The sequence below is a fragment of the Janthinobacterium sp. 64 genome, assembly GCF_002813325.1.
In the GTDB taxonomy this organism is placed as follows: domain Bacteria; phylum Pseudomonadota; class Gammaproteobacteria; order Burkholderiales; family Burkholderiaceae_D; genus Janthinobacterium.
Genome location: NZ_PHUG01000001.1, coordinates 1,721,625 through 1,748,205, shown reverse-complemented (window position 1 = coordinate 1,748,205; position 26,581 = coordinate 1,721,625). Strand labels below are relative to the sequence as shown.

26 protein-coding genes are annotated in these 26,581 nt (G+C 61.1%); 21 read left to right on the top strand and 5 right to left on the bottom strand.

Annotated elements, in window-relative coordinates; all coding sequences use genetic code 11:
- Positions 1–83 precede the first annotated feature (83 nt).
- On the bottom strand, positions 84–1,499 hold the full coding sequence (locus tag CLU91_RS07625; RefSeq protein ID WP_100873670.1) for a transglycosylase SLT domain-containing protein: 1,416 nt from the start codon (positions 1,497–1,499) through the stop codon (positions 84–86).
- Positions 1,500–1,861: 362 nt separating this feature from the next.
- Between CLU91_RS07625 and CLU91_RS07620 the strand changes: the two genes are divergently transcribed.
- Together CLU91_RS07620 and CLU91_RS07615 are read left to right on the top strand one after the other, a co-directional pair.
- Positions 1,862–2,434 carry a DUF1415 domain-containing protein gene (locus tag CLU91_RS07620; protein WP_100873669.1) on the top strand — a complete coding sequence of 191 codons (573 nt, stop codon included), beginning with the start codon at positions 1,862–1,864 and terminating at the stop codon, positions 2,432–2,434.
- Positions 2,434–2,628 (top strand): DUF1289 domain-containing protein, encoded by a 195-nt coding sequence (locus CLU91_RS07615; protein WP_035820271.1) that lies wholly within the window; start codon positions 2,434–2,436, stop codon positions 2,626–2,628. The genes CLU91_RS07620 and CLU91_RS07615 overlap by 1 nt, the downstream gene beginning before the upstream one ends.
- Before the next feature lie 116 nt (positions 2,629–2,744).
- Here the strand turns inward: CLU91_RS07615 and CLU91_RS07610 are convergent, their stop codons facing one another.
- Entirely contained in the window at positions 2,745–3,251 is a 507-nt protein-coding gene (locus CLU91_RS07610; RefSeq protein ID WP_034779265.1) for a DUF1993 domain-containing protein, read from the bottom strand.
- A 261-nt stretch (positions 3,252–3,512) separates the two neighbouring features.
- Here CLU91_RS07610 and CLU91_RS07605 point away from each other — a divergent pair, with 261 nt between their 5' ends.
- Both CLU91_RS07605 and CLU91_RS07600 read left to right on the top strand, forming a co-directional pair.
- Entirely contained in the window at positions 3,513–6,629 is a 3,117-nt protein-coding gene (locus tag CLU91_RS07605; protein ID WP_100873668.1) for an EAL domain-containing protein, read from the top strand.
- A 16-nt stretch (positions 6,630–6,645) separates the two neighbouring features.
- Positions 6,646–8,919 carry a xanthine dehydrogenase family protein molybdopterin-binding subunit gene (locus CLU91_RS07600; protein ID WP_198521275.1) on the top strand — a complete coding sequence of 758 codons (2,274 nt, stop codon included), beginning with the start codon at positions 6,646–6,648 and terminating at the stop codon, positions 8,917–8,919.
- Between the two features lie 3 nt (positions 8,920–8,922).
- On the opposite strand, the gene CLU91_RS07595 is transcribed toward CLU91_RS07600, so the two are convergent.
- Complete coding sequence (locus tag CLU91_RS07595; RefSeq protein WP_100873667.1) at positions 8,923–9,354, bottom strand: thioredoxin family protein; 432 nt, start codon at positions 9,352–9,354, stop codon at positions 8,923–8,925.
- A gap of 276 nt (positions 9,355–9,630) precedes the next feature.
- Here CLU91_RS07595 and CLU91_RS07590 point away from each other — a divergent pair, with 276 nt between their 5' ends.
- A complete protein-coding gene (locus tag CLU91_RS07590) occupies positions 9,631–10,548 on the top strand; it encodes a 23S rRNA (adenine(2030)-N(6))-methyltransferase RlmJ (RefSeq protein ID WP_100873666.1) in 918 nt (305 codons plus the stop codon).
- A 69-nt stretch (positions 10,549–10,617) separates the two neighbouring features.
- Here the strand turns inward: CLU91_RS07590 and CLU91_RS07585 are convergent, their stop codons facing one another.
- Entirely contained in the window at positions 10,618–11,367 is a 750-nt protein-coding gene (locus CLU91_RS07585; RefSeq protein WP_100873665.1) for an SAM-dependent methyltransferase, read from the bottom strand.
- Between the two features lie 18 nt (positions 11,368–11,385).
- On the bottom strand, positions 11,386–11,994 hold the full coding sequence (locus tag CLU91_RS07580) for a Maf-like protein (RefSeq protein ID WP_100876626.1): 609 nt from the start codon (positions 11,992–11,994) through the stop codon (positions 11,386–11,388).
- Positions 11,995–12,216: 222 nt separating this feature from the next.
- On the opposite strand from CLU91_RS07580, the gene CLU91_RS07575 reads away from it, so the two are divergent.
- The 16 genes from CLU91_RS07575 (at position 12,217) to rnc (ending at position 26,581) form a co-directional block, all read left to right on the top strand.
- The gene (locus tag CLU91_RS07575) at positions 12,217–12,714 is read left to right on the top strand and encodes a YceD family protein (protein ID WP_100873664.1); all 498 of its coding nucleotides are present in this window, start codon (positions 12,217–12,219) and stop codon (positions 12,712–12,714) included.
- Positions 12,715–12,916: 202 nt separating this feature from the next.
- Complete coding sequence (rpmF, locus tag CLU91_RS07570; RefSeq protein WP_034749653.1) at positions 12,917–13,099, top strand: 50S ribosomal protein L32; 183 nt, start codon at positions 12,917–12,919, stop codon at positions 13,097–13,099.
- A gap of 210 nt (positions 13,100–13,309) precedes the next feature.
- A complete protein-coding gene (plsX, locus tag CLU91_RS07565) occupies positions 13,310–14,377 on the top strand; it encodes a phosphate acyltransferase PlsX (RefSeq protein ID WP_100873663.1) in 1,068 nt (355 codons plus the stop codon).
- A gap of 15 nt (positions 14,378–14,392) precedes the next feature.
- Positions 14,393–15,391 carry a beta-ketoacyl-ACP synthase III gene (locus CLU91_RS07560; protein WP_100873662.1) on the top strand — a complete coding sequence of 333 codons (999 nt, stop codon included), beginning with the start codon at positions 14,393–14,395 and terminating at the stop codon, positions 15,389–15,391.
- 30 nt (positions 15,392–15,421) lie between these two features.
- Positions 15,422–16,363, top strand: a complete 942-nt coding sequence (fabD, locus tag CLU91_RS07555; protein WP_100873661.1) for an ACP S-malonyltransferase — start codon at positions 15,422–15,424, stop codon at positions 16,361–16,363.
- Positions 16,364–16,416: 53 nt separating this feature from the next.
- Entirely contained in the window at positions 16,417–17,160 is a 744-nt protein-coding gene (gene fabG / locus CLU91_RS07550) for a 3-oxoacyl-ACP reductase FabG (protein WP_100873660.1), read from the top strand.
- Positions 17,161–17,338: 178 nt separating this feature from the next.
- Positions 17,339–17,578 (top strand): acyl carrier protein, encoded by a 240-nt coding sequence (gene acpP / locus CLU91_RS07545; RefSeq protein ID WP_008449912.1) that lies wholly within the window; start codon positions 17,339–17,341, stop codon positions 17,576–17,578.
- Between the two features lie 29 nt (positions 17,579–17,607).
- Entirely contained in the window at positions 17,608–18,858 is a 1,251-nt protein-coding gene (gene fabF / locus CLU91_RS07540; RefSeq protein ID WP_100873659.1) for a beta-ketoacyl-ACP synthase II, read from the top strand.
- 163 nt (positions 18,859–19,021) lie between these two features.
- Positions 19,022–19,498 (top strand): hypothetical protein, encoded by a 477-nt coding sequence (locus CLU91_RS07535; RefSeq protein ID WP_157814641.1) that lies wholly within the window; start codon positions 19,022–19,024, stop codon positions 19,496–19,498.
- Between the two features lie 66 nt (positions 19,499–19,564).
- Positions 19,565–20,188: an RNA polymerase sigma factor RpoE gene (gene rpoE, locus CLU91_RS07530; RefSeq protein ID WP_198521274.1), complete on the top strand. Its 624-nt coding sequence runs from the start codon at positions 19,565–19,567 to the stop codon at positions 20,186–20,188.
- 72 nt (positions 20,189–20,260) lie between these two features.
- Positions 20,261–20,584, top strand: a complete 324-nt coding sequence (locus CLU91_RS07525) for a sigma-E factor negative regulatory protein (RefSeq protein WP_100873657.1) — start codon at positions 20,261–20,263, stop codon at positions 20,582–20,584.
- A gap of 279 nt (positions 20,585–20,863) precedes the next feature.
- Positions 20,864–22,360, top strand: a complete 1,497-nt coding sequence (locus CLU91_RS07520) for a DegQ family serine endoprotease (protein WP_100873656.1) — start codon at positions 20,864–20,866, stop codon at positions 22,358–22,360.
- A gap of 52 nt (positions 22,361–22,412) precedes the next feature.
- Positions 22,413–22,658 carry a glutaredoxin family protein gene (locus CLU91_RS07515; RefSeq protein WP_100873655.1) on the top strand — a complete coding sequence of 82 codons (246 nt, stop codon included), beginning with the start codon at positions 22,413–22,415 and terminating at the stop codon, positions 22,656–22,658.
- 315 nt (positions 22,659–22,973) lie between these two features.
- Positions 22,974–24,764 carry a translation elongation factor 4 gene (gene lepA / locus CLU91_RS07510; RefSeq protein WP_100873654.1) on the top strand — a complete coding sequence of 597 codons (1,791 nt, stop codon included), beginning with the start codon at positions 22,974–22,976 and terminating at the stop codon, positions 24,762–24,764.
- A 3-nt stretch (positions 24,765–24,767) separates the two neighbouring features.
- A complete protein-coding gene (gene lepB, locus CLU91_RS07505; protein WP_100873653.1) occupies positions 24,768–25,691 on the top strand; it encodes a signal peptidase I in 924 nt (307 codons plus the stop codon).
- A 74-nt stretch (positions 25,692–25,765) separates the two neighbouring features.
- A complete protein-coding gene (gene rnc / locus CLU91_RS07500) occupies positions 25,766–26,581 on the top strand; it encodes a ribonuclease III (RefSeq protein ID WP_086140332.1) in 816 nt (271 codons plus the stop codon).

The following is a 26,581-nucleotide window of genomic DNA, read 5'->3' as shown; positions in this document are numbered from 1 at the left end:
TCTGGGTGGGTGGGCGGATGTGCAACCGGCCGCGACAGCAAAGCTGTGGCGGCCGGTGAGGTGCGTCAATACAACTCAGGCGATCAGTGACGCGCTTTTGCCCGGCTGTTGCCGCCGCCGCGCTGGATGCGCGGTTTCACCAGGGAAATTGGCGCGGCCTGCACCTTGCCGCCCTTGGCGACGCGGCGCAGTGCCTTGGCGGCCCGTTCCGGACGGTCCGCTTCCAGCAGCATGGTGGCGCTGTCGGCGATTTCCTGGGTGATGTCCTTGTTCATCGTGGCCGAAGTCTTCGGCACGAGGATGGTGGAGCCAGCGCGCAGGCTGGTGCGCTGGGGAATGTTGTTGGCCTGGCGCAGCACGTCGGCCGTGGTGCCGAATTTCGACGCCAGGGTTTCGATGCGTTCGCGCGCATTGGTGATCTTGTGCGTGGTCCAGCTCGACAAGGCATGGCCCCATTGCGCCAGGTTGGTAGTGAACTTGGCGGCGTTTTCCTGTGGCAACAGAATCTTGGTCTTTTCGCCGCCGATGATGACGGGGCGGTTAAATTGCGGATTCAAGGCCTTGAATTCATCCATCGACAGCTCGGCCAGCTGGGCGGCAACGGTGATGTCGATGTCGCTGGTCTTGTCGATGGCCGTGAAATACGGCTGGTTGTCGACCACGGGCAGGGTCAGGCCGAACTGGGCCGGATTGGCGATGATGTTTTTCACCGCTTGCAGTTTGGGCACGTAGTTGCGCGTTTCGGCCGGCATCAGGTCGGCCAGGCTTTCGAAGTCGGTCGGCTTGCCCAGCGCCTGGTTTTTCTTGATGGCGCGCTGCACCGAGCCTTCGCCCCAGTTGTAGGCGGCCAGCGCCAGTTGCCAGTCGCCAAACATGTCATACAGGCGCTGCAGATACGTCAGGGCCGCGTCGGTCGAGGCCAGCACGCCGCGGCGCTCGTCCTTGAACATGTTTTGCTTGAGGTTGAAATCGCGCCCCGTGGCGGGCACGAATTGCCACATGCCGGCCGCATTGGCGCTCGAGAACGCTTGCGGGTTGAAGGCGGACTCGATGAACGGCAGCAAGGCCAGTTCCGTCGGCATGCCGCGCTTTTCCAGTTCCTGCACCACGTGGAAGATGTAGCGCGAGGCGCGCGCCGTGGTGCGGGCGATGTAGTCGGGGCGTGTGGCGTACCAGTTGACGTGGTTCGCTACCAGCTGGTTGTTGATGTCGGGAATCGCATAGCCGCTGCGGATGCGGCCCCAGACGTCGGCTTCGCGCAGCGGATCGGAATTGTCGCTAAGGTTTTTCAGCAGACGGTCGGTCTTTTGCAGGCGGTTGTCGAGGGTGGGGAGTTTCGCCGTGACCTGGGCGGTCATCGGGATCAAGGCCGGTGCGGTGGCGGCGGCGACTGGCGCGTTATCGCTCTCAACACCGGCTTCGTACGCCTGGCTGAGGGCGGGCGCAAGCGCCAGGGCCAACGCCGCCAGGACGGTAGATTTAAAGGAGTTTTCGTGCATAGTGTTCCATTGTTGTCGTCGGAGAAACATCGGACAGACCCATGATCAAGCTGCGAGTGTACGTATATCCACATGCCGGAGTCAAGAATTATGTCAGCATGATGACAGGAAATAAGCGGCAATACGTAGCAAGAAGTAGTAGCAATAAGTGGGAAGTGGCTGAGTTTCCATTCGAAAATGCTATCATTATTGCAAATTTAATTTGCCCGATGCGTGATTCGGCCGTTGTTATAGCATACATGGCGAGGACGATGGCGCAAGCCTGGCGACCGTCCGGTATGAGACTGCGCAAAGAGTGCGTACAATTTGGCTTTGGCCGGCCATTGAGCTGCCGGCCGCCATATTGATAGAGAGTCAAGCATATGAACACCCCGCCGCGCCACGACGACGACAACGCCGTCATCATCGCCAATACCGTTGCCTGGCTAGAAAAAGCTGTGATCGGCCTGAACCTGTGCCCGTTCGCCAAGGCCGTGCACGTCAAGAAACAGATTCGCTATGTGGTGTGCGAATCGAGCAATCCCGAAGATCTGCTGGCAATGTTGATGGACGAGTTGCAAACCCTGGCCGACACGGAGCCCGAGCAGATCGACACGACCTTGCTGATCCATCCGTACACCCTGACCGATTTCCTCGACTACAACGAGTTTCTCGATGTGGCCGACGCGGCCGTGGAAGACATGCACCTGGCCGGCGAACTGCAAGTAGCCAGTTTCCACCCGAACTACCAGTTTGCCGAGACGTTCGAGGACGACATCAGCAACTACACCAACCGCTCGCCGTACCCGACCCTGCACCTGTTGCGCGAAGACAGCATAGCGCGCGCCGTCGAGGCATTCCCGGAAGCGTCGGAAATCTTTGACAAGAATATCGCCACGCTGGAAGCGCTGGGCACCGAAGGCTGGGAAAAGCTCGGCTTGCCGAAGGTATCCTGATGGGTGACAAGGAATTGCCGCCGCGTCCAGACACGCCCTGCGTGGCAGTGTGCTCGACGACTTTCGATGAAATCTGCCGCGGCTGCGGGCGCAGCGTGGTGGAAGTGGCCCACTGGGTGTCGATGACGGATGAGGAGAAGGAAGTGGTGTGGGTGCGGATATTGGCGCAGGGGTATCCGCGCAGGAATACCTGACGTTTGTGTTGCCAAACCCAACTGCAACTGCTGGGGTCAGACCCCCTCACATGTCAGCGATGACTTTTGTGTGGACGGCATTGAGGGTCTGACCCCGGTACTATTGGGGGCAACTATTAATAGCTGCCAATAAAATCTTTCTTGCCGACTTCAATGCCGTTATGGCGCAGGATGTCGTAGGCCGTCGTCGCGTGGAAGAAGAAGTGCGGCAGCGCGTAGTGGAACAGATACGTCTGGCCCGTGAAGTGCTTGGTCTTTTCGCCGCTGCCGGTGGTGATGGCGCGCGTTTCGCTGCCGTCGATGTCCGCTTGCGGCAAGCTTTCCAGGAAGGCGATGGTTTTCACGATGCGCGCTTTTAGCTCTGCAAAGCTCTGTTCGCTGTCTTCATATGGTGGCACGGCCACGCCGGCCAGGCGTGCGCCGCAGCCCTTGGCGAAGTCGGTGGCGATCTGGATCTGGCGCACGAAGGGCAGCATGTCCGGGAACAAACGGAATTGCAGCAGGGCGTTCGGGTCGATTTTCTTGTCTTGCGCGTGCGTTTCCGCCTTGTCCAAGATGGCGGCCAGGCTGCCCAGGATCTGTTTGAAGACGGGGATGGAAGCGGAATAGATGGAGAAGGTCATGGTGGTTCCTCTAGGTAAAGTGGGGCGATGATAGCAAGCTGCGCGTTTTTCTGCTGGCGCGGGCCGGGCTCGCCGGCCCGCGTGTGGCTTTTCAGCCCTGTGTATATGGCATCAGGTCGTCGTTGGCGCGTGTTTATTGGTGACTTCCCCCGCTTTTTCCATGCATAATTGCTCCTGAAAAAGTTTCTTCCCGCCTTATCACCCGGATTCCCCTGTAAAGCTCCATGACCGCCTGCCTGATCCCTGTTGCCCTGTTGCCGCATGTTTAATTCGCCCTATCAGCGCCTGCGCGCCAGCCTGCGTGTGCTGTACGGCTCGTCGATCTATGGCGCCTTGCTGCTGGTGGTGTTTGGCGGCCTGGTCGTGCCCGCCATCTTCGGCAGCTATCTGCTGGTCGGCGTGCATGAGCGCCAGTCGGCGCGCACCAGTCTGAATGAAGCCTTGCAGCGCAATGCCGACATCCTGGCGCTGGGCATGCAGGAATCGCTGTGGAACATGAATGCGGAATCGGCCCGCTCGCTGGTCGAGTCGGTGATGCGCGACCGCGCCGTGCTGCTGGTGAAAGTGCTGGGGCAGGGCGACACGGAATTCATCCGCCTGCAGGCGCCGCAGCGGCCCGTGGGCAATCTGTACCGCGCCGAGCGCGTCATCCTCGTGCGCGGTGAACGCATCGGCCATGTCGTCGTCGAGATGGACGATGCGCGCAGCCAGCAGGAGCTGCGCGAAAAGCAGCGATCGTATATTTTCGTGCTGGGGGCGCAACTGGCCGTGTCGATGGCGCTGATCGTGCTGTTCCTGAACCGCCGCCTGTTGAAACCCCTGCGCCGCCTGACGCGCTTTTCCGACCGCCTGTCGCACGGCGATTTTGACACGCCGCTGGCCTCGCACAGCAATGACGAGCTGGGTCGCCTGACGGCCCAGCTCGAGCAAATGCGCGCGGCCATTCGCCAGCTGTTCGAGGATGTGGGGCAGCGCGAAGAGCGCTTCCGCACCATCGTCACGCAGGTGCCAGGCGCCGTCTTCCGCTACCGGCCCGACGGGCCCATTGATTTCGTCAGCGATGCCATCGAAGACATCGCCGGTTATTCGGCGCGCCAGTTCATGCGCGGCAGCACGCACGCCTGGGCTGACCTGATCTGCCCGGAAGACCGCCGCGAGCACCGCCGCGCCGTGCGCCAGGCGGTGCTTGGAGTGCGGCCGTATGCGCTGGAATACCGCATCATCGACGCCTTCGGCATCGAGCGCTGGGTGGCCGAAAATGGCCAGCCGCAGGCCGGTGAGCAGGGCGTCGTCTGGGTCGACGGCATCATTGCCGACATCAGCCAGCGCAAGCACCACGAGATGCGCATCGAAGCACTGCTGACGGAACAGAGCGCGATTCTCGACAATGTGATGTTCGGCGTGATGTTCGTGCGCCACCGCCGCATCATTTCCGTTAACCGCCGCTGCGAGGAACTGTTCGGCTACGACCATGCCGAGATGACGGGCAGTTCGACGGCCATCGTGTTTACCAGTGCGTATGATTTCGAGGACGCGGGCGAACGCCAGTATCCGGCGCTGGCCCTGGGCGGTGACTTCAGCGAGGAGCGCCAGTACCAGCGCCGCGACGGCAGCCTGTTCTGGGCCCTGGTCAGCGGCTGCGCGCTCGATCCGCTGCACCCCAACGACGGCAGCATCTGGGTGTATGCCGACATCACGGCGCGCAAGGAAGCCGAGGAAAAACTGCGTTTGTCGGCTACCGTGCTGGAACATATCGCCGACGGCGTGATGGTGGTCGATCCCACCGGCATCATCGTCGCCGTCAACCCGGCCTTCACGCAGATCACGGGCTACCATGAAGCCGAGGCGCTGGGGCGGCACTCGTCGCTGACGCGTTCGCAGCGCCACGACGCTGCGTTCTACCAGGCCATGTGGGACGAGCTGAAGGCCAGCGGTTTCTGGCGCGGCGAGATCTGGCACCAGCGTAAGAACGGCGACATCTACCTGGAGTGGCTGACCATCAGCGCCGTGCGCGACACGCAGGGCGTCACCACGCATTATGTGGGCGTGTTCAGCGATATCACCCTGCTCAAGGAATCGCAGGAAAAGCTCGACTACATGGCGCACCACGATCCGCTGACGGCACTGCCGAACCGGCTGCTGTTCCACGACCGCCTGCAGCACGCCTTGCTGCGCGCCGCGCGCGACCAGGAGCAGCTGGCCGTGCTGTTCATCGACCTGGACCGTTTCAAGAACGTCAACGACACGCTGGGCCACCATGTGGGCGACGAATTGCTGCAAAAGGTGGCCGGCCAGCTGGCGGCCCGCCTGCGCGAAGGAGATACGTTGGCGCGCCTGGGCGGCGATGAATTCATCGTCCTGCTCGAGCGCGTCGACGGCGAGTATGGCGCCACGCAGGTGGCGGAAAAACTGATGACCATGTTCGACCAGCCGTTCACGGTGGCCGGCCACGAACTGTTCGTTACGTGCAGCGTGGGCATCAGCCTGTATCCGGATGACGCGCTGGACTTGAACATGCTGATCCGCAATGCCGACGTGGCCATGTACCAGGCCAAAGCGCGCGGGCGCAACGGCTACCGCTTCTATGCGCCGTCGATGACGGGCGAAGGTGTCGAGCGCCTGCGCCTGGAAACCTTTTTGCGCCGCTCGCTGGAAAAGAACGAGATGTTCCTCAATTACCAGCCGCAGGTGGAAATCGACACGGGCCGCCTGGTCGGCGTGGAGGCGCTGGTGCGCTGGAATCACCCGGAACTGGGCCTGGTGCCGCCGGTGCGCTTCATCCCGCTGGCCGAGGACAGCGGTTTCATCAACCAGCTGGGCAAATGGGTGCTCGACGAAGCCTGCCGCCAGATGGTGCGCTGGGAGGCGCAGGGCTTGCGCGTGCCGAAGATGGCCGTCAACCTGTCCGTGAAACAGTTCGAGCGGGGCAGCATCGCCGGCATGGTGGCCGATATTCTGAAGGAGACAGGCCTGGAGCCGCAGCGCCTGCAGCTGGAAGTGACGGAATCGGTGATCATGAATACGGGCGACGCGCTCGGTTTCATCAACGATCTGCACGCCATCGGCGTGGGACTGGCCATCGACGACTTCGGCACCGGCTACTCCTCGCTCGCGTACCTGAAACAGCTGCCCGTGCAGACCCTGAAGATCGACCGCTCCTTCATCAAGGATATCTCGACGGACGTCAACGATGAAGCGATTGCGATTGCCATCATCCAGCTGGGCAAGAGCATGCACTTGTCGGTGATCGCCGAGGGTGTGGAGACGGAAGAGCAGGCCGCTTTCCTGCTGCGCCATGGCTGCAAGCTGGCGCAAGGTTATTTTTATAGCCGCCCGGTGCTGGCACAGGATATGCTTGAGCGCTGGATCGATCACTAACTAATAAGGGTATCCCATGGCCGCAGAAAAAAACACCTCGCGCCGCCGTTTCCTGCTCGGCGGCCTGGGCCTCGGCGTGGCCGGCGTGGGCGCCCTGGTGCTGGGCTGGGGCGTGCTGCCGCCGCGCCAGCGTCTGCAGGGCAGCGCGCCGCTGCCGGTGGCCGATGGCGCCGTGGCGCTGAACGGCTGGCTGGCCGTTCAAAGCGACGGCAGCGTGATCCTGGCCATGCCGCGCAGCGAGATGGGGCAGGGCGTGCACACGGCCTTGCCGATGCTGGTGGCCGAGGAACTCGACGTGTCGCTGGCCAGCGTCAAGCTGATCCAGGCGCCCATGGATAAAATCTTCGGCAATGTGGCCATGCTTGCGGATGGCTTGCCTTTCCACCCGGACGACCACGGACGCGTCAAAGCGCTGGCGCAATGGACGGTGGCCAAGGCGGCGCGCGAACTGGGCGTGATCGTCACGGGCGGTTCGTCCAGCGTGAAGGATGGCTGGGGCCCCATGCGCGAGGCGGGCGCTTCGGCCCGTGCCATGCTGGTGGGCGCTGCTGCCGCGTTGTGGCAGGTGCCGGCCGCGCAATGCCGCACGGAAAATGGCGAAGTGCTGCACCCGGACGGACGGCGCGCCAGCTACGCCAGCCTGGCGCAGCGCGCCGCCGGCATAGCCCCCGGCACGCCCGTGCTGAAACTGCCTCAGGACTTCAAACTGATCGGCCAGCCGGCGCCGCGCCGCGACACGCCATCGAAAGTCAATGGCAGCGCGCGTTTCGGCATCGACGCGCGCCCGCCCGGCATGCTGTACGCGGCCCTGCATCTGCCGCCGCGCCTCGGCGATACCTTGTCCGCGTTCGACGCGGCGCCCATCCTCGCCATGCCCGGCGTGAAACAGGTGCTGGACCTGACGCCGCAGCTGGCCCAGCGCAGCGTCTCGTGCGCCGCCGTGGTGGCCGACACCTGGTGGCGTGCCAAACAGGCGGCGGCTGCCTTGCCGACGCAGTGGAAGGCTGGCCCGCAAGCGAACTTGTCCAGTGCCGACGTCTACGCGGAATTTGCCCGCCTGCTCGATGGTGAAGCCGGTTATGCCTACCACGCCAGCGGCGAGGTGGAAGGCAAGGCGGTGCAGGGTTTGCGCAGCATCAAGGCCGAGTATCGCGCCCCGTTCCTCGCGCACGCCGCCATGGAGCCCGTCAACTGCACCGCGCAGGTGAAAAATGGCAAGGTGATGCTGTGGGTCTCGACGCAGGCGCCCGGCATCGCCGTCGACGTGGCGGCGAAAGTGGCCGGCGTCGACGCGAAAGACGTCAGCATCGAGGTGCTGCTGCTCGGCGGTGGATTCGGCCGCCGCCTGGAAGTGGATATGGTCGCGCAAGCCGTGGCCATCGCGCTGCAGTGCGATGGCGCGCCGGTGCAGCTGGTGTGGACGCGCGAGCAGGATACCAGGCACGATATGTACCGTCCCGCCGCGCTGGCCCGCTTTGCGGCGCGCCTCGACGAGCATGGCCGCATCGCTTCCTGGGACAATAAATCCGTCAGCGCTTCCATCACGCACCAGTTTTTGCAGCGTAATTTCGGCTTGCCCGGTGCGGGCCCGGACAAGACCACGGCCGAAGGCGAATTCGACATGCCGTATGAAATCGCCAACCAGCGCATCGCCCACGTGATCGCCGACAGCGCCGTGCCGGTCGGCTACTGGCGCTCGGTGGGGCATTCGCACAACGCGTTCTTTAAGGAAAGTTTTATTGACGAACTGGCGCACGCGGCGGGGCAGGACGGCGTCGCCTTCCGCCGCGCCATGCTGGTGAAACATCCGCGCCATCTGGCCGTGCTCGACGCGGCCGTCGCCAGGGCAGGCACTCCGCCGCACGGCCATGCGCATGGCGTGGCCTTGCACCAGTCGTTCGGCAGCATCGTTGCGCAAGTGGCGCAAGTGTCCGTGGAAAACGGGGAAATTCGCGTGCAGCGCGTGGTGTGCGCCATCGATTGCGGCATCGCCGTCAATCCGAACATCATCGCCCAGCAGATGGAGTCGGCCGTGCTGTTCGGCCTGTCGGCGGCGCTGGGCGGCGAGATCACCTTCAAGGAGGGCAAAGTCGAGCAGGGCAACTTCCACGACTATCCCGCGCTGCGCATGGGCCAGGCGCCGCATGTCGAAACCATCATCATCGCCAGCGCGGAACACCCCGAAGGCGTGGGCGAGCCCGGTACGCCGCCGATCGCGCCGGCCGTCGCCAGCGCCGTGTTCAGTCTGACGGGGAAAAGGCTGCGCAGCCTGCCGCTGCGGCTGGCGTGACTTTTATTCTGCCAGGGTGGCGGCCAGTAACTGACGCAGATTGCAGTCGCGCTGCCAGTCGCGCCGTTCCTGCGTGCTGCCGGCCAGCGCCGCCAGTTCCTCGGTGCTGAGCGCCTGCTGCGCCTGCACCATGCGGTGTGCCAGGCCGCCGTCGGGCAGCACCGTGCCGAAGAAGGCGACATGGTCCTCGTGCTGGATCAGCAGGGTGGGGAAGTTGTCAATGTCGAGGTCGCCAACCACGTCGGCCTGGTCTTCGATGTCGACCCAGACGAAGACGGTGTCCGGATGGCGCGTGGCCAGTTCCTCGAACGTGGCGCGGTAGCTGCCGCAAGTGCCGCACCACAGCGCGCACAGGCAGGCCACGGTCCAGCGTGGGCCGGCCAGGGCTGCCGCGACGTCGGCGCGGTTATCGGTCGTGAGGGTCAGGCTGTGCATGCTCGTATCTATTAGTGGGCGGATGGGCGCGGGGCGCCCGATGCGCGTATTCTACCGCGCCCGGCGCCCTCGGTCCCAAGGATGCATGAGCTTGTTTATGGGTGTTTTTTGATGCAATCGCCCTTTCTGGTGGATAATGCTGGAAATTGCGCGCTGATTACGCTGGTCCATGCTGTTTCCTGGCCCCGCAGCCTGACCCCTCCAGTCTGTTTTCATGCCCTGCCCGGTGTCAGCGCTCCCGCCTTTGTTTATTTTTATTATGGAATTAGCCAGCTTATGTTGAGTTACCGCCACGCCTTTCACGCGGGTAATCACGCCGATGTGTTGAAGCATTATGTGCAGATTCAGTTGTTGCAATATCTGAATCAAAAAGATACCGCCTATAGTTATATCGATACCCACTCCGGCGCGGGCGTGTATGCGCTCGACGGCGGCTATGCCTCGAAAAACGCGGAATACGAAACGGGCATCGCGCCCCTGTGGGACCGCACGGACCTGCCGGCCTCGCTGGCCGAGTACATGAAACTGATCAAGGAAATGAATCCGAGCGGCAAGATGCGCTACTACCCGGGTTCGCCGTACTGCGCCGACAAGGTCAGCCGCGAGCAAGACCGTCTGCGCCTGTTCGAGCTGCATCCAGCCGATGCCAAGATTCTGGCCGACAACTTCCGCAAGGTCGAGGCGCATGCGCTGGCCCAGGGCGAGCGTCCGACCGTGCGCGGCAAGCGCGTGCTCATCACCAAGGCGGACGGCTTCCAGAGCCTGAAAGCCCTGCTGCCGCCGCCATCGCGCCGCGCGCTGGTGCTGATCGACCCGCCATATGAAGACAAGATGGATTACCGCAAGGTCAAGGACACCCTGGCCGACGCGCTCGTGCGCTTCCCGTCGGGCATCTACGCCGTCTGGTACCCGGTGCTGCAGCGCATGGAATCGCGCCAGTTCGCCGACAAGCTCAAGCAGCTTCCCAGCTCGGACTGGCTGCACGTGACCCTCACTGTCAACACGCCGTCGCCGGACGGCTTCGGCTTGCACAGCAGCGGCATGTTCATCTTGAACCCGCCATACACGCTGGAGCCGATGCTGCGCGAAGTCATGCCCTACCTGGTCAAAGTGTTGGGCCGCGACGATGGCGCGAAGTTCGTATTGGAAACGGGCAAGGGCGGACAGAGAAATACCGGGACGCGGCGCGTGTAATGACTGTCGTAGTGAAGTAATGCAAACGCCACGGTGCAGTCGACCGTGGCGTTTTTTATGGGGGAAGGATTACTGTCCCAGCAGCAAGAACACAGTCGGTTTCTTGTGGAAGTCCGGCGACTTGCCTGCCGCCAATTGTTTCTTCCACTGGCCCCCATTCCACGTCTGTACGCTTTCCGTGTCCAGGCTCAGGTCGGTGGCGACGCAGATCAGGGTCGATGGCGCGCATTGCGCGATCAGCGCTTCGAGCATGGCGGCGTTGCGGTACGGCGTTTCGATGAACAGCTGGGTCTGCTTTTCCGTGCGCGAACGCACTTCCAGTTCCTTGATGCGCTTGGCGCGCAGGGCCGCGTCCGTGGGCAGGTAGCCGTTGAAGGCAAAGCTCTGGCCGTTCAAGCCGCTGGCCATCACGGCCAGCAAGATCGACGACGGGCCCACCAGCGGGCGCACTTTGATGCCGTGCTGATGCGCCAGACGCACCAGGTCGGCGCCGGGGTCGGCCACGGCGGGCACGCCCGCTTCCGAGACAAGGCCCGCATCGCGTCCCGCCAGCAGCGGCGCCAGCAAGCCCGCCAGCGCTTGCGCCGGGGTATTGACGTTGAGTTCGGAAATCGTGATTTCCTGCAGCGGCTTGGCCAGCGGATGCTGGTTGCCGATCAATTTCAAAAAGGCGCGCGCCGTCTTGGCGTTTTCCGCAACGAAATAATCGAGCTGCGACGTGATTTGCCGTACTTGCTCGGGAATGATGTGGGCCAGCGGGTCGGCCGGGCTGTCGGAGAGGCCGAGGTGGTTGGGAATCAGGTACAGGGTGCCGGTCATATTGTTATTGTCGATACATTAAAGAGTGAAAAACGTGACGCCAGCCTTGCGCAGCATGCCGGTGAGGGCGATCAGCGGCAAGCCGGTCAGGGCGGTCGGGTCGGTGCTATCGATGCGTTCGAGCAGGGCGATGCCCAGGCCCTCGTTCTTGGCGCTGCCGGCGCAGTCATATGGTTGCTCGATGTGCAGGTAGGCGTCCAGCTCGGCGTCGGGCAAGTCGCGCACGGTGACGCGGGTCTGGACGTCTTCCACTTGCGCCACGGCGGGCGACTGGCGGCCGTCGAGCAGGCACAGTGCCGTGTGGAACACGGTCTGGCGCCCGCGCATGGTTTGCAGTTGCAGCAGAGCGTTGGCGTGGTTGCCGGGCTTGCCGATCTGCGCGCCGTCCAGGGTGGCGACCTGGTCGGAGCCGATGACGAGGCTGCCGGGGTAGCGGTCGAGCACGGCTTGCGCCTTGGCCTGGGCCAGGCGCAGGGCCGTGGCGCTGGGGCTTTCGCCTGGCAGGGGGCTTTCGTCGAGGTCGGGCACGGCCACCTCGAAAGGCAGGCGCAAGCGTTGCAGCAATTCCTTGCGGTAGGTCGAACTCGATGCAAGAATCAAGCGCAATGGGGCGGAAGTTGGTATCATTCGGTAGTGGATGGCGGCCGGCATGGCCGCGCTGGTCGATGTCAATGGAATGTCACGTGGTTCCAGGGCGCAGAGCCCATAACTGAGACTCCATGCGGCATGGCGGTGTTGATGAAACTGTCATGTTTATGGCAATAATTGCGTCAAAAAAGATGCTTAGCCTTTGACTCGGTGCTCAAAACCCTGTTATTATCGCAGGTTTTCCGGGGAAATTTTCTACCAATGAATGCTTTTGTGATCGACGCCTTTGATTTTTGTCGTATCAGCGGGAGCCGCGAGGGTGTAACTCCTGTCGCTGAAATGACCCGGTTGACCAAGGATTGTGCAGATGCTTCCGGCGACATCGCCTGGAAGATCGTCGGCGGCACCAGCAAGCTGGGCTACCCACAACTGACCTTGTCGGTCAACGGCACCGTTCAGCTGGTTTGCCAGCGCTGCCTGACTCCGTATGCTTACGCAATTGATTCGACGACCACTCTGATGCTGGGCAAGGATGACGAGCACGCGGACGAGATCGAAGAAATCATCAACGATGAATCGATCGACGTGATCGTTGGCAGCCGCAGCATGGATGCCGCGGCCCTGATCGAAGATGAAGCCTTGCTGGCCCTGCCGCAGGTACCCAAACACGACGTCTGCCCCGATACGGCGCAGCTCGATGCTCTCAAGACTGAAAAGAAGTCGCCGTTTGCGGCACTGAAGGACTTGAAGCCAGAATAAAGTAGTAAAGGGGTTTTCCCCATCAAAGGACGTGTCAAACGCGTGTTGTAATCGAGTATGGCAAGTGTAGTGAAATGTAGTTGTAATAAACGATGTCGGTCCGGGCTATTTTCGGGTAGTCTTTGCCGCTGGGATACTCGATTCGCATGTATTTGCCAATCGATTGTGCTAAAATTTTAGAACTTATGTATTAGGAGTCATCATGGCAGTTCAACAGAACAAGAAAACCCCTTCCAAGCGCGGCATGCACCGTTCGCACGACTTCCTGGTCGCGCCGCAATTGAGCGTCGAGCCAGTTACCGGCGAAACACACATGCGTCACCATATCAGCCCTAACGGCTTTTATCGTGGCCGTAAAGTGTTGAAGACCAAAAACGACGAGTAATCGACGTTTTTGTTGGGTAAGATGAAAGCGGTGTTGCGTGGTTATTCGGCGTGGCGCCGCTTCTTCTTTTTTATCGGCTGCAATTCATCTTGCGCACCCGTCATTTTGAATCAAGCTTGCTCAGGCGGTGCATGACATGCTGCGCCCTGCATATGCTCCAGTCCGATTCACATCTTGCCGCACGCCCGCAGCGGTATTGAATCAACACAAATGACAATCAAAATTTCTATCGACTGCATGGGCGGAGATCACGGTCCCTCAGTCACTATCCCCGCAGCAATTTCCTTCGTAAAACATGAGCCTGAAGCCGAACTGATCCTTGTTGGATTGGAAGACGTGATCCGTGCCGAACTGAAAAAACATAAAGCCGACACGCATCCGCGCCTGACGGTATTGCATGCCTCCGAACAAGTTACCATGGACGATCCCCTGGAAGTGGCCCTGCGCCGCAAGAAGGATTCCTCCATGCGCGTGGCCATCGAACAGGTCAAGAGCGGCGCGGCGCAAGCCTCCGTTTCCGCCGGTAATACGGCAGCCCTGATGGCCGTGTCGCGCTATGTCTTGAAAACCATGTCCGGCGTCGACCGCCCGGCCATTTGCAGCATCTTGCCGAATCAAAAGAATGGCCCCACCTACATGCTGGACTTGGGCGCGAACGTCGATTGCGAACCGCATCACTTGCACCAGTTCGCCATCATGGGTTCCGTGCTGGTGTCCGCCATGGAAGGCATCGCCCGCCCGACGATCGGCTTGCTGAACGTGGGCACGGAAGATATCAAGGGCAATGAAGTGGTGAAACTCACCTCGAAGCTGCTGCAGGCCGACCACGAGCGTGGTGCGCTGAACTTCTACGGCAACGTGGAAGGCAACGATATCTTCAAGGGCACGACCGATATCGTCGTCTGCGACGGTTTTGTCGGCAATGTCACCCTGAAAGCCATCGAGGGCCTGGCGCGCCTCATGAAGGACGTGCTGACTACCGAATTCAAGCGCAACCCGATCACCATGCTGGGCGCGCTGATCGCCCGCGGGGCCCTGAAAGCCATCGGCAACCGTTTGAATCCATCGCGTTACAACGGCGCCAGCCTGCTGGGCTTGCGTGGCCTCGTCTTCAAGAGCCATGGCAGCGCCGATGCCTATTCGTTTGAATGGGCCTTGCGCCGCGCCTTTGATGCGGCAAAAAATGACGTGCAAGCACACCTGGCCAGCCTGATCGCCGAGCTGATGCCGCGCACGCCAGTACCGGACGAACCTACTTCAACAAGCTCTACCATTTAGTGGACGGGTACTTGCATGACTGTTTTTAGCAAAACTTACAGCAAAATTATCGGTACCGGCAGCTATCTGCCGGAGAAACGCGTCACCAACCAGGATTTGACCGAACAGCTCGCCGCCAAGGGCATCGAGACGTCGGATGAATGGATCGTCTCGCGCAGCGGCATCTCGGCGCGCCATTACGCGGCACCCATGCAAAACTCCTCGGACCTGGGCGTGGAAGCGGCCAAAAAGGCCCTGGAGATGGCTGGTTTGAGCGGCAACGACCTGGACCTGATCATCGTCGCCAGCTCGACCCCCGATTTCTTCGGCAGCTTCCCCAGCACCGCCTGCATCGTGCAAAACAAGCTGGGCATCACGAACAACTGCGCCGCCGTCGACGTGCAAGCCGTCTGCAGCGGTTTTGTCTATGCAGTGGCCACGGCCGACAGCTTCATCCAGTCGGGCATGCATAAAAACGTGCTGGTGATCGGCGCCGAAGTGTTTTCGCGCATCCTCAATTTCGACGACCGCGGCACCTGCGTGCTGTTCGGCGACGGCGCCGGCGCCATCGTCATGACGGCGTCGAAAGAGCCGGGCATCCTGGCCACCAAACTGCACGCGGATGGCCGCCACTCGGACATCCTCAGCGTGCCGGGCAGCCTGGCCGGCGGTGCGCTGGCCGGCAGCGCCTTCCTGTACATGGATGGTCCGGCCGTGTTCAAGCTGGCCGTCTCCGTGCTGGAAAAGGTCGCGCATGAAGCATTGGCGCACGCCAATATGACGTCGGACCAGATCGACTGGCTGATCCCGCACCAGGCGAACATCCGCATCATGAACAGCACGGCCAAGAAACTCGGCTTGCCGCTGGACAAGATGGTCGTTACGGTGGATCAGCATGGCAACACCTCTGCCGCCTCGATCCCGCTGGCGCTCGACATCGCCGTGCGCGATGGCAGAGTCAAGAAGGGCGACAACGTCATGATGGAAGGCGTGGGCGGCGGCTTTACCTGGGGCGCCGTGCTGGCGCGCATGTAATCCCGCAACAATATTAAAAACGGAGTCACCATGACACAATTTGCATTTGTTTTCCCAGGCCAAGGCTCGCAAGCGATTGCGATGCTCGACGGCTTCGCCGGCAACCGCGTGGTGGCCGATACGGTGGCCGAAGCGTCGGACGCCCTGCAATTCGACCTGGGCAAGCTGATCGCCGAAGGTCCGAAGGAAGAGCTGGATCTGACCACCAACACGCAACCGGTGATGCTGACGGCGGCCGTGGCCTTCTACCGCGCCTGGCTGGCAGCGGGCGGCCCCGTGCCGACGGTCGTGGCCGGTCATAGTCTCGGTGAATACTCGGCGCTGGTCGCCGCCGGCGTCATCTCGTTCAAGGACGCCGTGCCGCTCGTGCGTTTCCGCGCGCAAGCGATGCAGGAAGCCGTGCCCGTGGGGCAGGGCACGATGGCTGTCGTGCTGGGCCTGTCTGACGACGACGTGCGCGCCGCCTGCGCGGAAGCGGCGGCGGAAAATCCGGCCCTGGTGGTCGAGCCCGTCAATTTCAATGCGCCAGCGCAAGTTGTCATCGCCGGCCATACGGCTGCCGTCGAGCGCGCCTGCGAACTGGCCAAGGCCAAGGGCGCCAAGCGCGCGATGAAGCTGCCCGTTTCGGCACCATTCCACTCGTCGCTGCTGAAACCCGCATCGGACCGCTTGCGCGAATACATGGCCGGCCTGACGTTCGCCGCGCCGCAAATCGCGCTGATCAACAACGTCGACGTGGCCATCGTCAACGATGTGGCCGGCATCAAGGATGCGCTGGTGCGCCAGGCAGCGAGCCCCGTGCGCTGGGTGGAAACCATGCAAAAGGTTGCAGCGGACGGCATCACGCAAGTGATCGAATGCGGTCCGGGCAAGGTACTGATGGGCCTGGCCAAGCGCATCGATCCCGTGCTGGTGGGCGATGCCATCGTCGACCAGGCCTCGCTGGAACGCATTTTGACGCAGCTCAAGTAAACAGCAAACGGCAGCGCAGCTGTGACTGCCGTCAGCCATCTTTAAGGATACTCATGAATTTAGCAAATCAAGTCGTGCTGGTCACGGGCGCCTCGCGCGGCATCGGCCGCGCCATCGCCACTGAGCTGGGCAAACAGGGCGCCACCGTGGTCGGCACCGCCACCTCGGAAAGCGGCGCGCAAGCCATCACCGATTACCTGGCCGCCGAAGGCGTGGCGGGCAAGGGCCTGGTGCTGAACGTCACCGATGCGGCGCGCTGCGCGCAAGTCGTCGATGAAGTGCAGAAAACCTACGGCAGCCTGTCGATCCTCGTCAACAATGCGGGCATCACGCAAGACCAGCTGGCCATGCGCATGAAGGATGAAGAGTGGGACAGCGTTATCTCGACGAACCTGTCGGCCGTCGGCCGTTTGTCGCGGGCGGTACTGCGCGGCATGATGAAAGCCAAAACTGGGCGTATCATCAATATCACCTCGGTAGTGGCCTCGTCGGGCAATCCGGGACAAATGAATTACGCGGCGGCCAAGGCCGGCGTGGAAGGCATGAGCCGCGCCCTGGCGCGCGAAATCGGCAGCCGCAACATTACCGTGAACTGCATCGCCCCCGGCTTCATCGATACCGACATGACCAAGGGCTTGAGCGAAGAACAGCATGCGGCCCTGTTGACGCAAATTCCCCTGTCCCGCCTGGGCAAGCCGGAAGACGTGGCAGCGGCGGTGGCCTTTCTGGCCTCGCCGCAAGCGGCGTATATCACGGGCACGACCCTGCACGTGAACGGCGGAATGTACATGAATTGATGTGAAAGGTAGACAGGGCGGGCGTTTGTGGCATGATTCAACGGTCGTTTTTGTCTATAATCGCATCTTTTAGCAGCAGCTTCGGTCGAATTAGCAGCAGACACCGAAATTAGTATTCGGACGCGCAAACCTGATAAAATGCGCGCACTTTCCGTAACACACACTTTGGAGCCATAACATGTCGGATATCGAACAACGCGTTAAGAAAATCGTCGCTGAGCAACTGGGCGTTGCAGAAGCAGACATCAAAATCGAATCCTCCTTCGTCGACGATCTCGGCGCCGATTCCCTGGACACCGTGGAACTGGTCATGGCCCTGGAAGACGAATTCGAAATGGAAATCCCTGACGAACAAGCTGAAAAAATCACCACCGTGCAACAGGCGATCGACTACGCCACTGCACACGTCAAGGCCTAAGCCTGTCTGACCGACTTCAGGAGAATCGCTTGAGCCGTTCTAAAAACCGTCGTGTTGTTGTCACCGGCCTGGGCTGCGTTTCACCTGTCGGCAATACTATTGCCGAAACGTGGGGCGCAATCGTCGAAGGTAAATCCGGCATTGCCACGATTACCAAGTTCGATGCACAGCCATTCACCACGCATTTTGCCGGTGAAGTCAAAGGTTTCAATATCGAAGAGTACATCTCCGGTAAGGAAGCCCGCCATATGGATACCTTTATCCATTACGGCATGGCTGCGGGCATCCAGGCGATCCAGGACTCCGGTCTGGAAGTGACCGAAGAAAACGCCGAGCGCATCGGCGTGATCATCGGTTCCGGTATCGGTGGCTTGCCGCTGATCGAAGACACCAAGTCCGAGTACGAAAAGCGCGGTCCGCGCCGTATCTCGCCATTTTTCGTGCCTGCCTCGATCATTAACATGATCTCTGGCAACCTTTCGATCAAATATGGTCTGAAGGGCCCGAACCTGGCGATCGTTACAGCGTGTACCACCGGTTTGCACAGCATCGGTGCCGCAGCGCGCATGATCGAGTACGGCGATGCCGACGTCATGATCGCCGGCGGTGCTGAATCGACCGTGTCGCCGCTGGGCCTGGGCGGTTTCGCCTCGGCACGTGCCTTGTCGACCCGCAACGACGATCCGGCAACGGCATCGCGTCCGTGGGATGCCGACCGCGACGGCTTCGTGCTGGGCGAGGGTGCTGGCGTCATGGTGCTGGAAGAGTACGAGCACGCGGTGGCCCGTGGTGCCAAGATCTATGCCGAAGTGCATGGTTTCGGGATGAGCGCAGATGCTTATCACATGACCTCGCCGCTGGAAGATGGTAGCGGCGGCAGCAAATCGGTGATCGCGGCCCTCAACAACGCAGGCTTGAACGCGGATCAGATTCAGTACCTGAACGCGCACGGCACGTCGACCCCGCAAGGCGACGTGGCGGAAGTGATGGGCATCAAACGCACCTTCGGCGAGCATGCCAAGCATATGGTCGTCAACTCGACGAAGTCGATGACGGGCCATTTGCTGGGCGGCGCGGGCGGTCTGGAAGCGGTGTTTACGGTCCTGGCATTGCACCATCAGGTGTCGCCACCGACCATCAACATCTTCAACCAGGATCCCGCTTGCGATCTCGATTTCTGTGCCAATACGGCGCGGGACATGAAGATCGATTATGCAGTGAAGAATTCGTTCGGCTTCGGCGGAACGAATGGCACGCTGATTTTCGGTAAAGCGAAATAAGCAGGAACTTTCAAGCGCTCACTACGGTCAAACCGTAGTGAGCGCTGATTCGGTGCCAACGTTCGTTGGTGCCTGAATTTGCCCGGCATGGTGCCGGCGCGCCTTTTTTTTCCCATGAAGTATGTCGATCGCGATAGCGGCTGTCATTCGCACGCCTGTCTGCTTGCGCCTGTTACAAGCAGTGCTGGGGCTGTGCGCGGTGCTGGCTGCCTGGCCCTTGAGTGGTGTCTGGCGCAGTCTGCCCGCGCCCGGCCAACTGGTGGGCGGCTATGCCTTGGGCTTGTTTGCAGCCTTGCTGAGTGCGGCTAGCGGCGTGTTTTTGCTGGCCTTGCTGCGCTGGCGCAGAAAGCCGCAGGCGCTTGATATTTCGCCGGTTGGGCAGTTGCGACTGGCGGTATATCTGGAGCATGGCGAGGTGCCTGGAGCCGGTGCTGCCGGGGTGGCGGAGCCGGCTGAGGCGGCGCCGGGGCTGCGCCTGTTGCCAGGCTCGACCCTGTGGCCGTCGCTGCTGGTGCTGTGCCTGGCCGATGCCGCCGGGCGGCGCACGGATGTGCTGGTGCAGCGCGGCGGCAGCTGCGCCACCTTCCGCCCGCTGGCTGTGGCTTGCCGGGCGATCGCGGCACGGAACAGGGAAAAATAAAAGTGGTGCGAACACTGAACTTCTTGCAGCGGGCCAACTCTATATCCATACAGGCGCCCACGCTGCATGACTACAGGGACATTGGGCGTGAGGACAGAGCGCGAGTATGATCAGTTACTGGTCGAGCGGGTGCAGGCTGGCGACAAACGGGCATTTGATGTGCTGGTATCGAAATACCAGCGCCGCTTGATGCGCCTGGTGTCGCGGCTGGTGCATGACCCGGCGGAGGCCGAAGATGTGGTGCAGGAAACCTTTATCAAGGCATACCGGGCGCTGCGCTATTTTCGCGGCGAGGCCGCCTTTTATACCTGGCTGTATCGCATCGGCATCAATACGGCCAAGAATTATCTCGTCACGCAAGGGCGGCGTGCCGCCACGTCCAGCGATGCCGACGCCGAGCAGGCGGAGTCCTTCGATGACGGCAATAAATTGCGTGACAACAATACGCCCGAATCGGTGCTGGCCAGCAAGCAGATTGCCGCCACAGTCAACGCGGCCATGGAGGTGCTGCCCATCGAGCTGCGCACGGCCATCGTGCTGCGCGAGATCGAGGGCCTCAGCTATGAGGAGATCTCGGAGATCATGGCGTGTCCCATCGGCACCGTGCGCAGCCGCATTTTTCGCGCGCGCGAAGTGATCGCAGAGAAATTGAAACCGTTGTTGGATATGCCGATTGACAAGCGCTGGTAATCTGCGGAGTATGAGGTTGGCATGGCTGCGTCCGGTTTCCGCAACTATCCTCTTGAAATGGCAGGACCCATCATGGATACGCATACACGATTGCACGAGACGATTTCCGCCCTGGCCGATGGCGAGCTGGCGGCGAGCGAACTCGAACTGGCTTTTGCCGCCCTCGACACGGATGAGGGGCGGCAAGCCTGGGATGCCTATCGCCTGATCGGCGACGTGCTGCGCTCGGAGCAGTGCGGCTATGCCCTGAGTGCCCAATTCGACGCACGCCTGGCCAGCCGGCTGGCCGCCGAGACGGCGCCTGACGAGCCGGCTGTTCACGCGGAAGCCTTGCTGCCCATCGTGCCGCCGGGCGCTGCCGAGCCGCTGGAGGCGGGGCCGCTGGCGCAACGCTAGCGCTGTGGCATCTGCGGCATCTTATGCCAGGCGGGTCTTGACACTTAGAGCTACACCTTTAAAGGGGTGGCTATTAAGCTGCTTCTGGTCCTCTTGACACTGGGCTTCGGTACGATTGACACTGTGTGCGGCAATATCTTGCTTTTGCGATATATTGTGGCTGCCATGCGCGCGACCAGGTGTGTTTGCCCCCGGGATTCCGTCATGAACCAATCATGCACGCAGGCAATCGCCTGATCGGCGTTTTGATCCGTTTACATACTCGAAAAGATCCTTTCCATGAAAAAAAACATGTGTGCCGCCAGCAAGTCGTTTTCAGTGAAGACGCTTTCCGCTTTATTGTTCGGTACTGCTGGCGTCTTTTTCGCCCCGACCATGCTGGGCCTGGCGCCACAGGCCCACGCTGCCGTGCCGGCCGTGAAACTGCCTGATTTCTCGGACCTGGTCGATGCCGTCGGCCCGGCCGTGGTGAATATCCGCACCACCGAGCGCCTGAAGATGACGGCGCCCGGCGCGGGTGGCCAGGATGAGCAGGAAATGCAGGAATTCCTGCGCCGTTTCTTTGGAGGCGCCATGCCGACACCGCGCCAGCAGGCGCCGCGCGGCGGTCGTCGCGCCGTGCCGCAGGAGCAGGAAGTGCAGCGCGGTGTCGGTTCCGGTTTCATTATCTCTGCCGATGGCTACGTGCTGAGCAATGCCCACGTGGTCGACGGCGCCGATGAAGTCTACGTGACCCTGACGGACAAGCGCGAATTCAAGGCCAAGGTCATCGGCGCTGATGCCCGCACCGATGTGGCCCTGCTGAAAATCGAGGGTGGCAACCTGCCGCGCCTGACCATCGGCGACTCGAACAAGATCCGCGTGGGCGAGTGGGTGATCGCCATCGGCTCGCCATTCAACCTGGAAAACACGGTGACGGCCGGCATCATTTCCGCCAAGTCCCGCGACACGGGCGACTACTTGCCGCTGATCCAGAGCGACGTGGCCGTCAACCCCGGCAACTCCGGTGGTCCCTTGATCAATATGCGCGGCGAAGTGATCGGCATCAATTCGCAGATCGCCACCTTGTCCGGCGCCTATAATGGCATTTCGTTTGCCGTGCCCATCGATGAAGCCATGCGCGTGGGCGAGCAGCTGAAAAAGACGGGTAAAGTGGTGCGCGGCCGTATCGGCGTGCAGATCGGCGAAGTGAGCAAGGATGTGGCGCAATCGCTGGGCTTGCCGAACGCCAAGGGCGCGCAAGTGTCAATGGTGGAAGAGGGCGGCCCGGCCGACAAGGCGGGCATCAAGCCGGGCGACATCATCCTGAAATTCAATGGCGCGCAGATCGAGCGTTCGTCCGACCTGCCGCGTCTGGTAGGCGGCGCCGCCGTCAACGGCAAGTCCACGGTCACCGTCTGGCGCAAGGGCGCGCAGCAGGATATCCCCGTCACTATCGTCGAGCTGGAAGCCGAGAAAACGGCGAAGAAGGGCGCCCGGGAACCGGAAGCGCAAGCCGTCAATGCACTGGGACTGAAGGTCAGCGACGTGCCGGCTGCGAAGAAACAGGAGCTGAAGATCGACGCGGGCGTGCTGGTCGACGACGCCGATGGCGTGGCGGCCCTGGCCGGCCTGCAGCCTGGCGATGTGATCTTGCAATTGAACAACGTTGCCGTCAAAGACGCCAGGCAGTTCAATGCCCTGGTGGCCAAGCTCGATCCGAAGAAGTCGTCGGCCGTGCTGGTGCGCCGCGGCGACGTGGCGCAATTCGTGTCGCTGCGTCCGTCGGCGAAGTAAATGTGATCATCCCGCATTCCGGCCGCGGCCGGGATGCGGTATCCTGCCCGCCATGCACTTCACCCTCTATTCCCGCAGTTATTGCCACCTTTGCCAGGATATGCTCGACGCCTTGCTCCTGCTGCAGCCACCCGGAAAACCGTTCACGGTGGACGTGATCGACATCGACGAGTCGCCCGATGCAAGTTTGCTGGCGCGCTTCGATGAGCTCGTGCCGGTGCTGTTTGGCGACCTGACGCAGCCCGAGCTATGCCATTATTTTCTGGACGAGGCGGTTGTGCGGCGCTGCCTGGTGTAGCTTAAATATCAATATTAACACTGCATTGCAGCATTCCGCTGCTGGAAACAGCTGAAAATGTCGGCTTGCCCACTGCCGTCCTCTGAAAGACGGGCTTTCCGCTCTGAAATCCGGTAAAATGGGGAGGTCGAAAAAGCTACTGTCCGAGGCAGCAGCTTCTGTCGCTTCAAAAGCGCTCGCCTGGGCATGCAGATGTCCTGCTCGGAGCGCTTTTTTCATCATGAGTGGGGCGCCTGGTTTTGGCCCTGTTTGGCCCGGACATGATCCCCTTGATTCCTGTTAAAGCAGTGTTGTCACTCGCACATATATTAGTTAATGAATAACATACGCAACTTCTCCATCATCGCCCATATTGACCACGGTAAATCGACCCTGGCTGACCGCATCATTCAATTGTGCGGCGGCTTGTCCGACCGCGAGATGGAGGCGCAGGTGCTCGATTCGATGGATCTGGAGCGCGAGCGCGGCATTACCATCAAGGCGCAAACGGCGGCCCTGCACTACAAGGCGCGCAATGGCCAGATCTACAACCTGAACCTGATCGATACGCCAGGCCACGTCGACTTCAGCTATGAAGTGTCGCGCTCGCTGTCGGCGTGCGAAGGCGCACTGCTGGTGGTGGACGCATCGCAAGGCGTGGAAGCGCAAACGGTCGCCAACTGCTACACGGCGCTGGACCTGGGCGTGGAAGTGGTGCCCGTCCTGAACAAGATCGACTTGCCGAACGCGGACCCTCCAAACGCCATTGCCGAGATCGAAGACGTGATCGGCATCGACGCGGCCGACGCCGTGCATTGCTCGGCCAAGACGGGCTTCGGCGTGCTCGACGTGCTTGAGCAGCTGATCGTCAAGGTGCCGCCACCGAAGGGCGACCCCGATGCGCCGCTGCAGGCGCTGATCGTCGACTCCTGGTATGACGCCTATGTGGGCGTGGTGATGCTGGTGCGCGTGGTCAACGGCACCCTGAAACCGAAAGACAAGATCCGCCTGATGGCCACCGATTCGGTGCAGCTGGTGGAAGACATCGGCGTGTTTTCGCCCCGTTCGCAATCCTTGCCGCAACTCTCCGCTGGCCAGGTGGGCTTCATCATCGCCGGCATCAAGGAATTGAAAGCGGCGAAAGTGGGCGACACCGTCACCCTGGTCAGCCGTCCTGCCGCCGAGCCATTGCCCGGCTTCAAGGAAGTGCAGCCGCAAGTGTTCGCCGGCCTGTTTCCGGTCGAAGCGAACCAGTACGACGCGCTGCGCGACTCGCTGGAAAAGCTGAAACTGAACGACGCGGCCCTGATGTACGAGCCGGAAGTGTCGCAGGCGCTGGGCTTCGGCTTCCGCTGCGGCTTCCTCGGCTTGCTGCACATGGAAATCGTGCAGGAGCGCCTCGAGCGCGAATTCGACATGGACCTGATCACCACGGCGCCCACCGTGGTGTATGAAGTGATCCAGCGCGACGGCACCATGATCAACGTCGACAATCCATCGAAGATGCCCGATCCGTCGCGCATCGAGGAAGTGCGCGAGCCTATCGTCACGGTCAATCTGTACATGCCGCAAGAATACGTGGGCTCCGTGATTACCCTGTGTATCGGCAAGCGCGGCATCCAGATGGACATGAGCTACCACGGCCGCCAGGTCAAGCTGGTCTACGAAATGCCGATGGCCGAGATCGTGCTGGACTTCTTCGACCGCCTGAAATCGACGTCGCGCGGCTATGCCTCGATGGATTACGAGTTCAAGGAATACCGTGCGGCCGACGTGGTCAAGGTCGACATGCTGATCAACAGCGAAAAAGTCGATGCGCTGGCCATCATCGTCCACCGTTCGAACAGCCAGTACCGTGGCCGCCAGGTGGCCGCCAAGATGCGCGAACTGATCCCGCGCCAGATGTTCGACGTGGCGATTCAGGCGACCATCGGCGCCAACATCATTTCGCGCGAGAACGTGAAAGCCTTGCGCAAGAACGTCTTGGCCAAGTGCTATGGCGGCGACATCAGCCGCAAGAAAAAATTGCTGGAAAAACAAAAAGCGGGCAAGAAGCGCATGAAGCAAGTGGGTTCCGTGGAGATCCCGCAAGAGGCATTCCTGGCAATTTTACAAGTGGATGGTTAATCAATGAACCTGCAAGTGATTTTAGGAAACTTCGCTTTAATCCTGTTTGTGCTGATGGTGTTGACGGGCCTGGTCTGGTGCCTGGATGTGTTTTATCTGTCCAAACAGCGCCGCCTGGCGGCCGACCGCGCCCTGGCTGAATTCGATGCGCGTCAAGCGAAGTCGTTGGCTGAAGGCATCAGGTCTGATGGTAACAGTAGCATCCGCCGTGCCACCATCGAGGCCGATCTGTTGCGCCAGCCGACCTGGGTCGAGTATTCGGGCAGCTTCTTCCCCGTCATCGCCCTGGTCTTTTGCCTGCGCTCGTTCCTGTACGAGCCGTTCAAGATCCCGTCGAGCTCGATGGTGCCGACCTTGCTGGTGGGCGATCTGATCCTGGTCAACAAGTTTACTTATGGTATTCGTTTGCCCATCGTCAACAAGCGCATCATTGAAGTCAACGATCCGCAGCGCGGCGACGTGATGGTGTTCAAGTACCCGAAAGATATGTCGCAAGACTATATCAAGCGCGTGATCGGTGTGCCCGGTGATAAAATCACCTATGAAAACAAGCGCTTGACGGTCAACGGCAAGGAAGTGCAGTACACCCCGCTGGACGACTACCTCGATGACGAAAGCACGGTGTACCACAAGCAACTGGAAGAAAATCTGACGGGCGTGAGCCACCGCATCCTCAACGACGAGCCTGCTCCCACGTTGAACTTGCGCGAAGTGAAGGATTTTCCGCACAAGGAAGCGTGCAACTACAACGAAGATGGTTTTACGTGTGTGGTGCCACAAGGCAATTACTTCATGATGGGCGATAACCGCGACAATAGCGCGGACAGCCGCTACTGGGGCTTCGTGCCGAACGAGAACATCGTCGGCAAGGCTTTCCTCGTGTGGATGAACTTCAGCAACCCGAAAAGAGTGGGCGGCATCCACTAGGCCGCCCCTATGGCTGCCGCGCCGATTCCCCGCGCGGCGGCCAGCCGAATTACTCAGATGATACAGAAACAACAATGAATCTTCAGCTATTGCAAACCCGTTTAGGCTATACGTTCCAGGATGCTGGCCTGTTGCAGCAAGCCTTGACGCATCGTAGCCACAGCAGTTTGCATAATGAGCGGCTGGAATTCCTCGGCGACTCCATTCTCAACTGTGTGGTCGCTTCCATCCTGTACGAACGCTTCAAGACCATCGACGAGGGCGACCTGTCGCGCCTCCGCGCCAATCTGGTGAAACAGCAATCGCTGTATGAAATCGCGCAAAAGCTGGAATTGTCGCAATTTTTGCGCCTCGGTGAAGGCGAACTCAAATCGGGCGGTTTCCGCCGTCCCTCGATCCTCGCCGATACCCTGGAAGCCTTGCTGGGCGCGATTTTCCTCGATACGGGTTTTGACGCCGCCAGCACGGTGATCCGCGCGTTCTACATTCCCATCCTCGACTCGGTCGATCCGCAAACGCTGGGCAAGGATGCCAAGACCCTGCTGCAGGAGTTTTTGCAAAGTAAGAAAATTTCGCTGCCACAGTACAACGTGGTGGCCACCCATGGCGCCGCCCACAGCCAGGAATTCGAGATCGAATGCCTGGTGCCGAAATTGAACATCCAGGTCTACGGCCGTGGCGGAAGCCGCCGCGCCGGTGAGCAAGCCGCCGCCAAACTGGCGCTGGACGTGGCCGAGCAGGCGCTGTTGAAGTCGCCTGCCGCCAGCCGCAAGCCGAAACCGCGCGCCGCCCAGCTCAAGCTGGCCGGCATTGCCACCATCCAGAGCGACGACGCGCAAGCCCCGGCTGCCCCGGCGATCGCCGCTCACACTAAACAGAATCGACACTAG

What these genes read in the sequence shown, in the direction of transcription:
- CLU91_RS07585 (WP_100873665.1), bottom strand. Translation starts at nt 11,367, where the DNA reads ATGACCGGCACCCTGTACCTGATTCCCAACCACCTCGGCCTCTCCGAC.
- CLU91_RS07525 (WP_100873657.1), top strand. Translation starts at nt 20,261, where the DNA reads ATGGATACGCATACACGATTGCACGAGACGATTTCCGCCCTGGCCGAT.
- CLU91_RS07580 (WP_100876626.1), bottom strand. Translation starts at nt 11,994, where the DNA reads ATGATACCAACTTCCGCCCCATTGCGCTTGATTCTTGCATCGAGTTCG.
- CLU91_RS07575 (WP_100873664.1), top strand. Translation starts at nt 12,217, where the DNA reads ATGAATGCTTTTGTGATCGACGCCTTTGATTTTTGTCGTATCAGCGGG.
- CLU91_RS07625 (WP_100873670.1), bottom strand. Translation starts at nt 1,499, where the DNA reads ATGCACGAAAACTCCTTTAAATCTACCGTCCTGGCGGCGTTGGCCCTG.
- fabG (WP_100873660.1), top strand. Translation starts at nt 16,417, where the DNA reads ATGAATTTAGCAAATCAAGTCGTGCTGGTCACGGGCGCCTCGCGCGGC.
- CLU91_RS07615 (WP_035820271.1), top strand. Translation starts at nt 2,434, where the DNA reads ATGGGTGACAAGGAATTGCCGCCGCGTCCAGACACGCCCTGCGTGGCA.
- plsX (WP_100873663.1), top strand. Translation starts at nt 13,310, where the DNA reads ATGACAATCAAAATTTCTATCGACTGCATGGGCGGAGATCACGGTCCC.
- fabD (WP_100873661.1), top strand. Translation starts at nt 15,422, where the DNA reads ATGACACAATTTGCATTTGTTTTCCCAGGCCAAGGCTCGCAAGCGATT.
- acpP (WP_008449912.1), top strand. Translation starts at nt 17,339, where the DNA reads ATGTCGGATATCGAACAACGCGTTAAGAAAATCGTCGCTGAGCAACTG.
- CLU91_RS07590 (WP_100873666.1), top strand. Translation starts at nt 9,631, where the DNA reads ATGTTGAGTTACCGCCACGCCTTTCACGCGGGTAATCACGCCGATGTG.
- lepA (WP_100873654.1), top strand. Translation starts at nt 22,974, where the DNA reads ATGAATAACATACGCAACTTCTCCATCATCGCCCATATTGACCACGGT.
- CLU91_RS07520 (WP_100873656.1), top strand. Translation starts at nt 20,864, where the DNA reads ATGAAAAAAAACATGTGTGCCGCCAGCAAGTCGTTTTCAGTGAAGACG.
- CLU91_RS07560 (WP_100873662.1), top strand. Translation starts at nt 14,393, where the DNA reads ATGACTGTTTTTAGCAAAACTTACAGCAAAATTATCGGTACCGGCAGC.
- rnc (WP_086140332.1), top strand. Translation starts at nt 25,766, where the DNA reads ATGAATCTTCAGCTATTGCAAACCCGTTTAGGCTATACGTTCCAGGAT.
- rpoE (WP_198521274.1), top strand. Translation starts at nt 19,565, where the DNA reads ATGACTACAGGGACATTGGGCGTGAGGACAGAGCGCGAGTATGATCAG.
- CLU91_RS07620 (WP_100873669.1), top strand. Translation starts at nt 1,862, where the DNA reads ATGAACACCCCGCCGCGCCACGACGACGACAACGCCGTCATCATCGCC.
- CLU91_RS07515 (WP_100873655.1), top strand. Translation starts at nt 22,413, where the DNA reads ATGCACTTCACCCTCTATTCCCGCAGTTATTGCCACCTTTGCCAGGAT.
- CLU91_RS07595 (WP_100873667.1), bottom strand. Translation starts at nt 9,354, where the DNA reads ATGCACAGCCTGACCCTCACGACCGATAACCGCGCCGACGTCGCGGCA.
- rpmF (WP_034749653.1), top strand. Translation starts at nt 12,917, where the DNA reads ATGGCAGTTCAACAGAACAAGAAAACCCCTTCCAAGCGCGGCATGCAC.
- CLU91_RS07605 (WP_100873668.1), top strand. Translation starts at nt 3,513, where the DNA reads ATGTTTAATTCGCCCTATCAGCGCCTGCGCGCCAGCCTGCGTGTGCTG.
- lepB (WP_100873653.1), top strand. Translation starts at nt 24,768, where the DNA reads ATGAACCTGCAAGTGATTTTAGGAAACTTCGCTTTAATCCTGTTTGTG.
- CLU91_RS07610 (WP_034779265.1), bottom strand. Translation starts at nt 3,251, where the DNA reads ATGACCTTCTCCATCTATTCCGCTTCCATCCCCGTCTTCAAACAGATC.
- CLU91_RS07600 (WP_198521275.1), top strand. Translation starts at nt 6,646, where the DNA reads ATGGCCGCAGAAAAAAACACCTCGCGCCGCCGTTTCCTGCTCGGCGGC.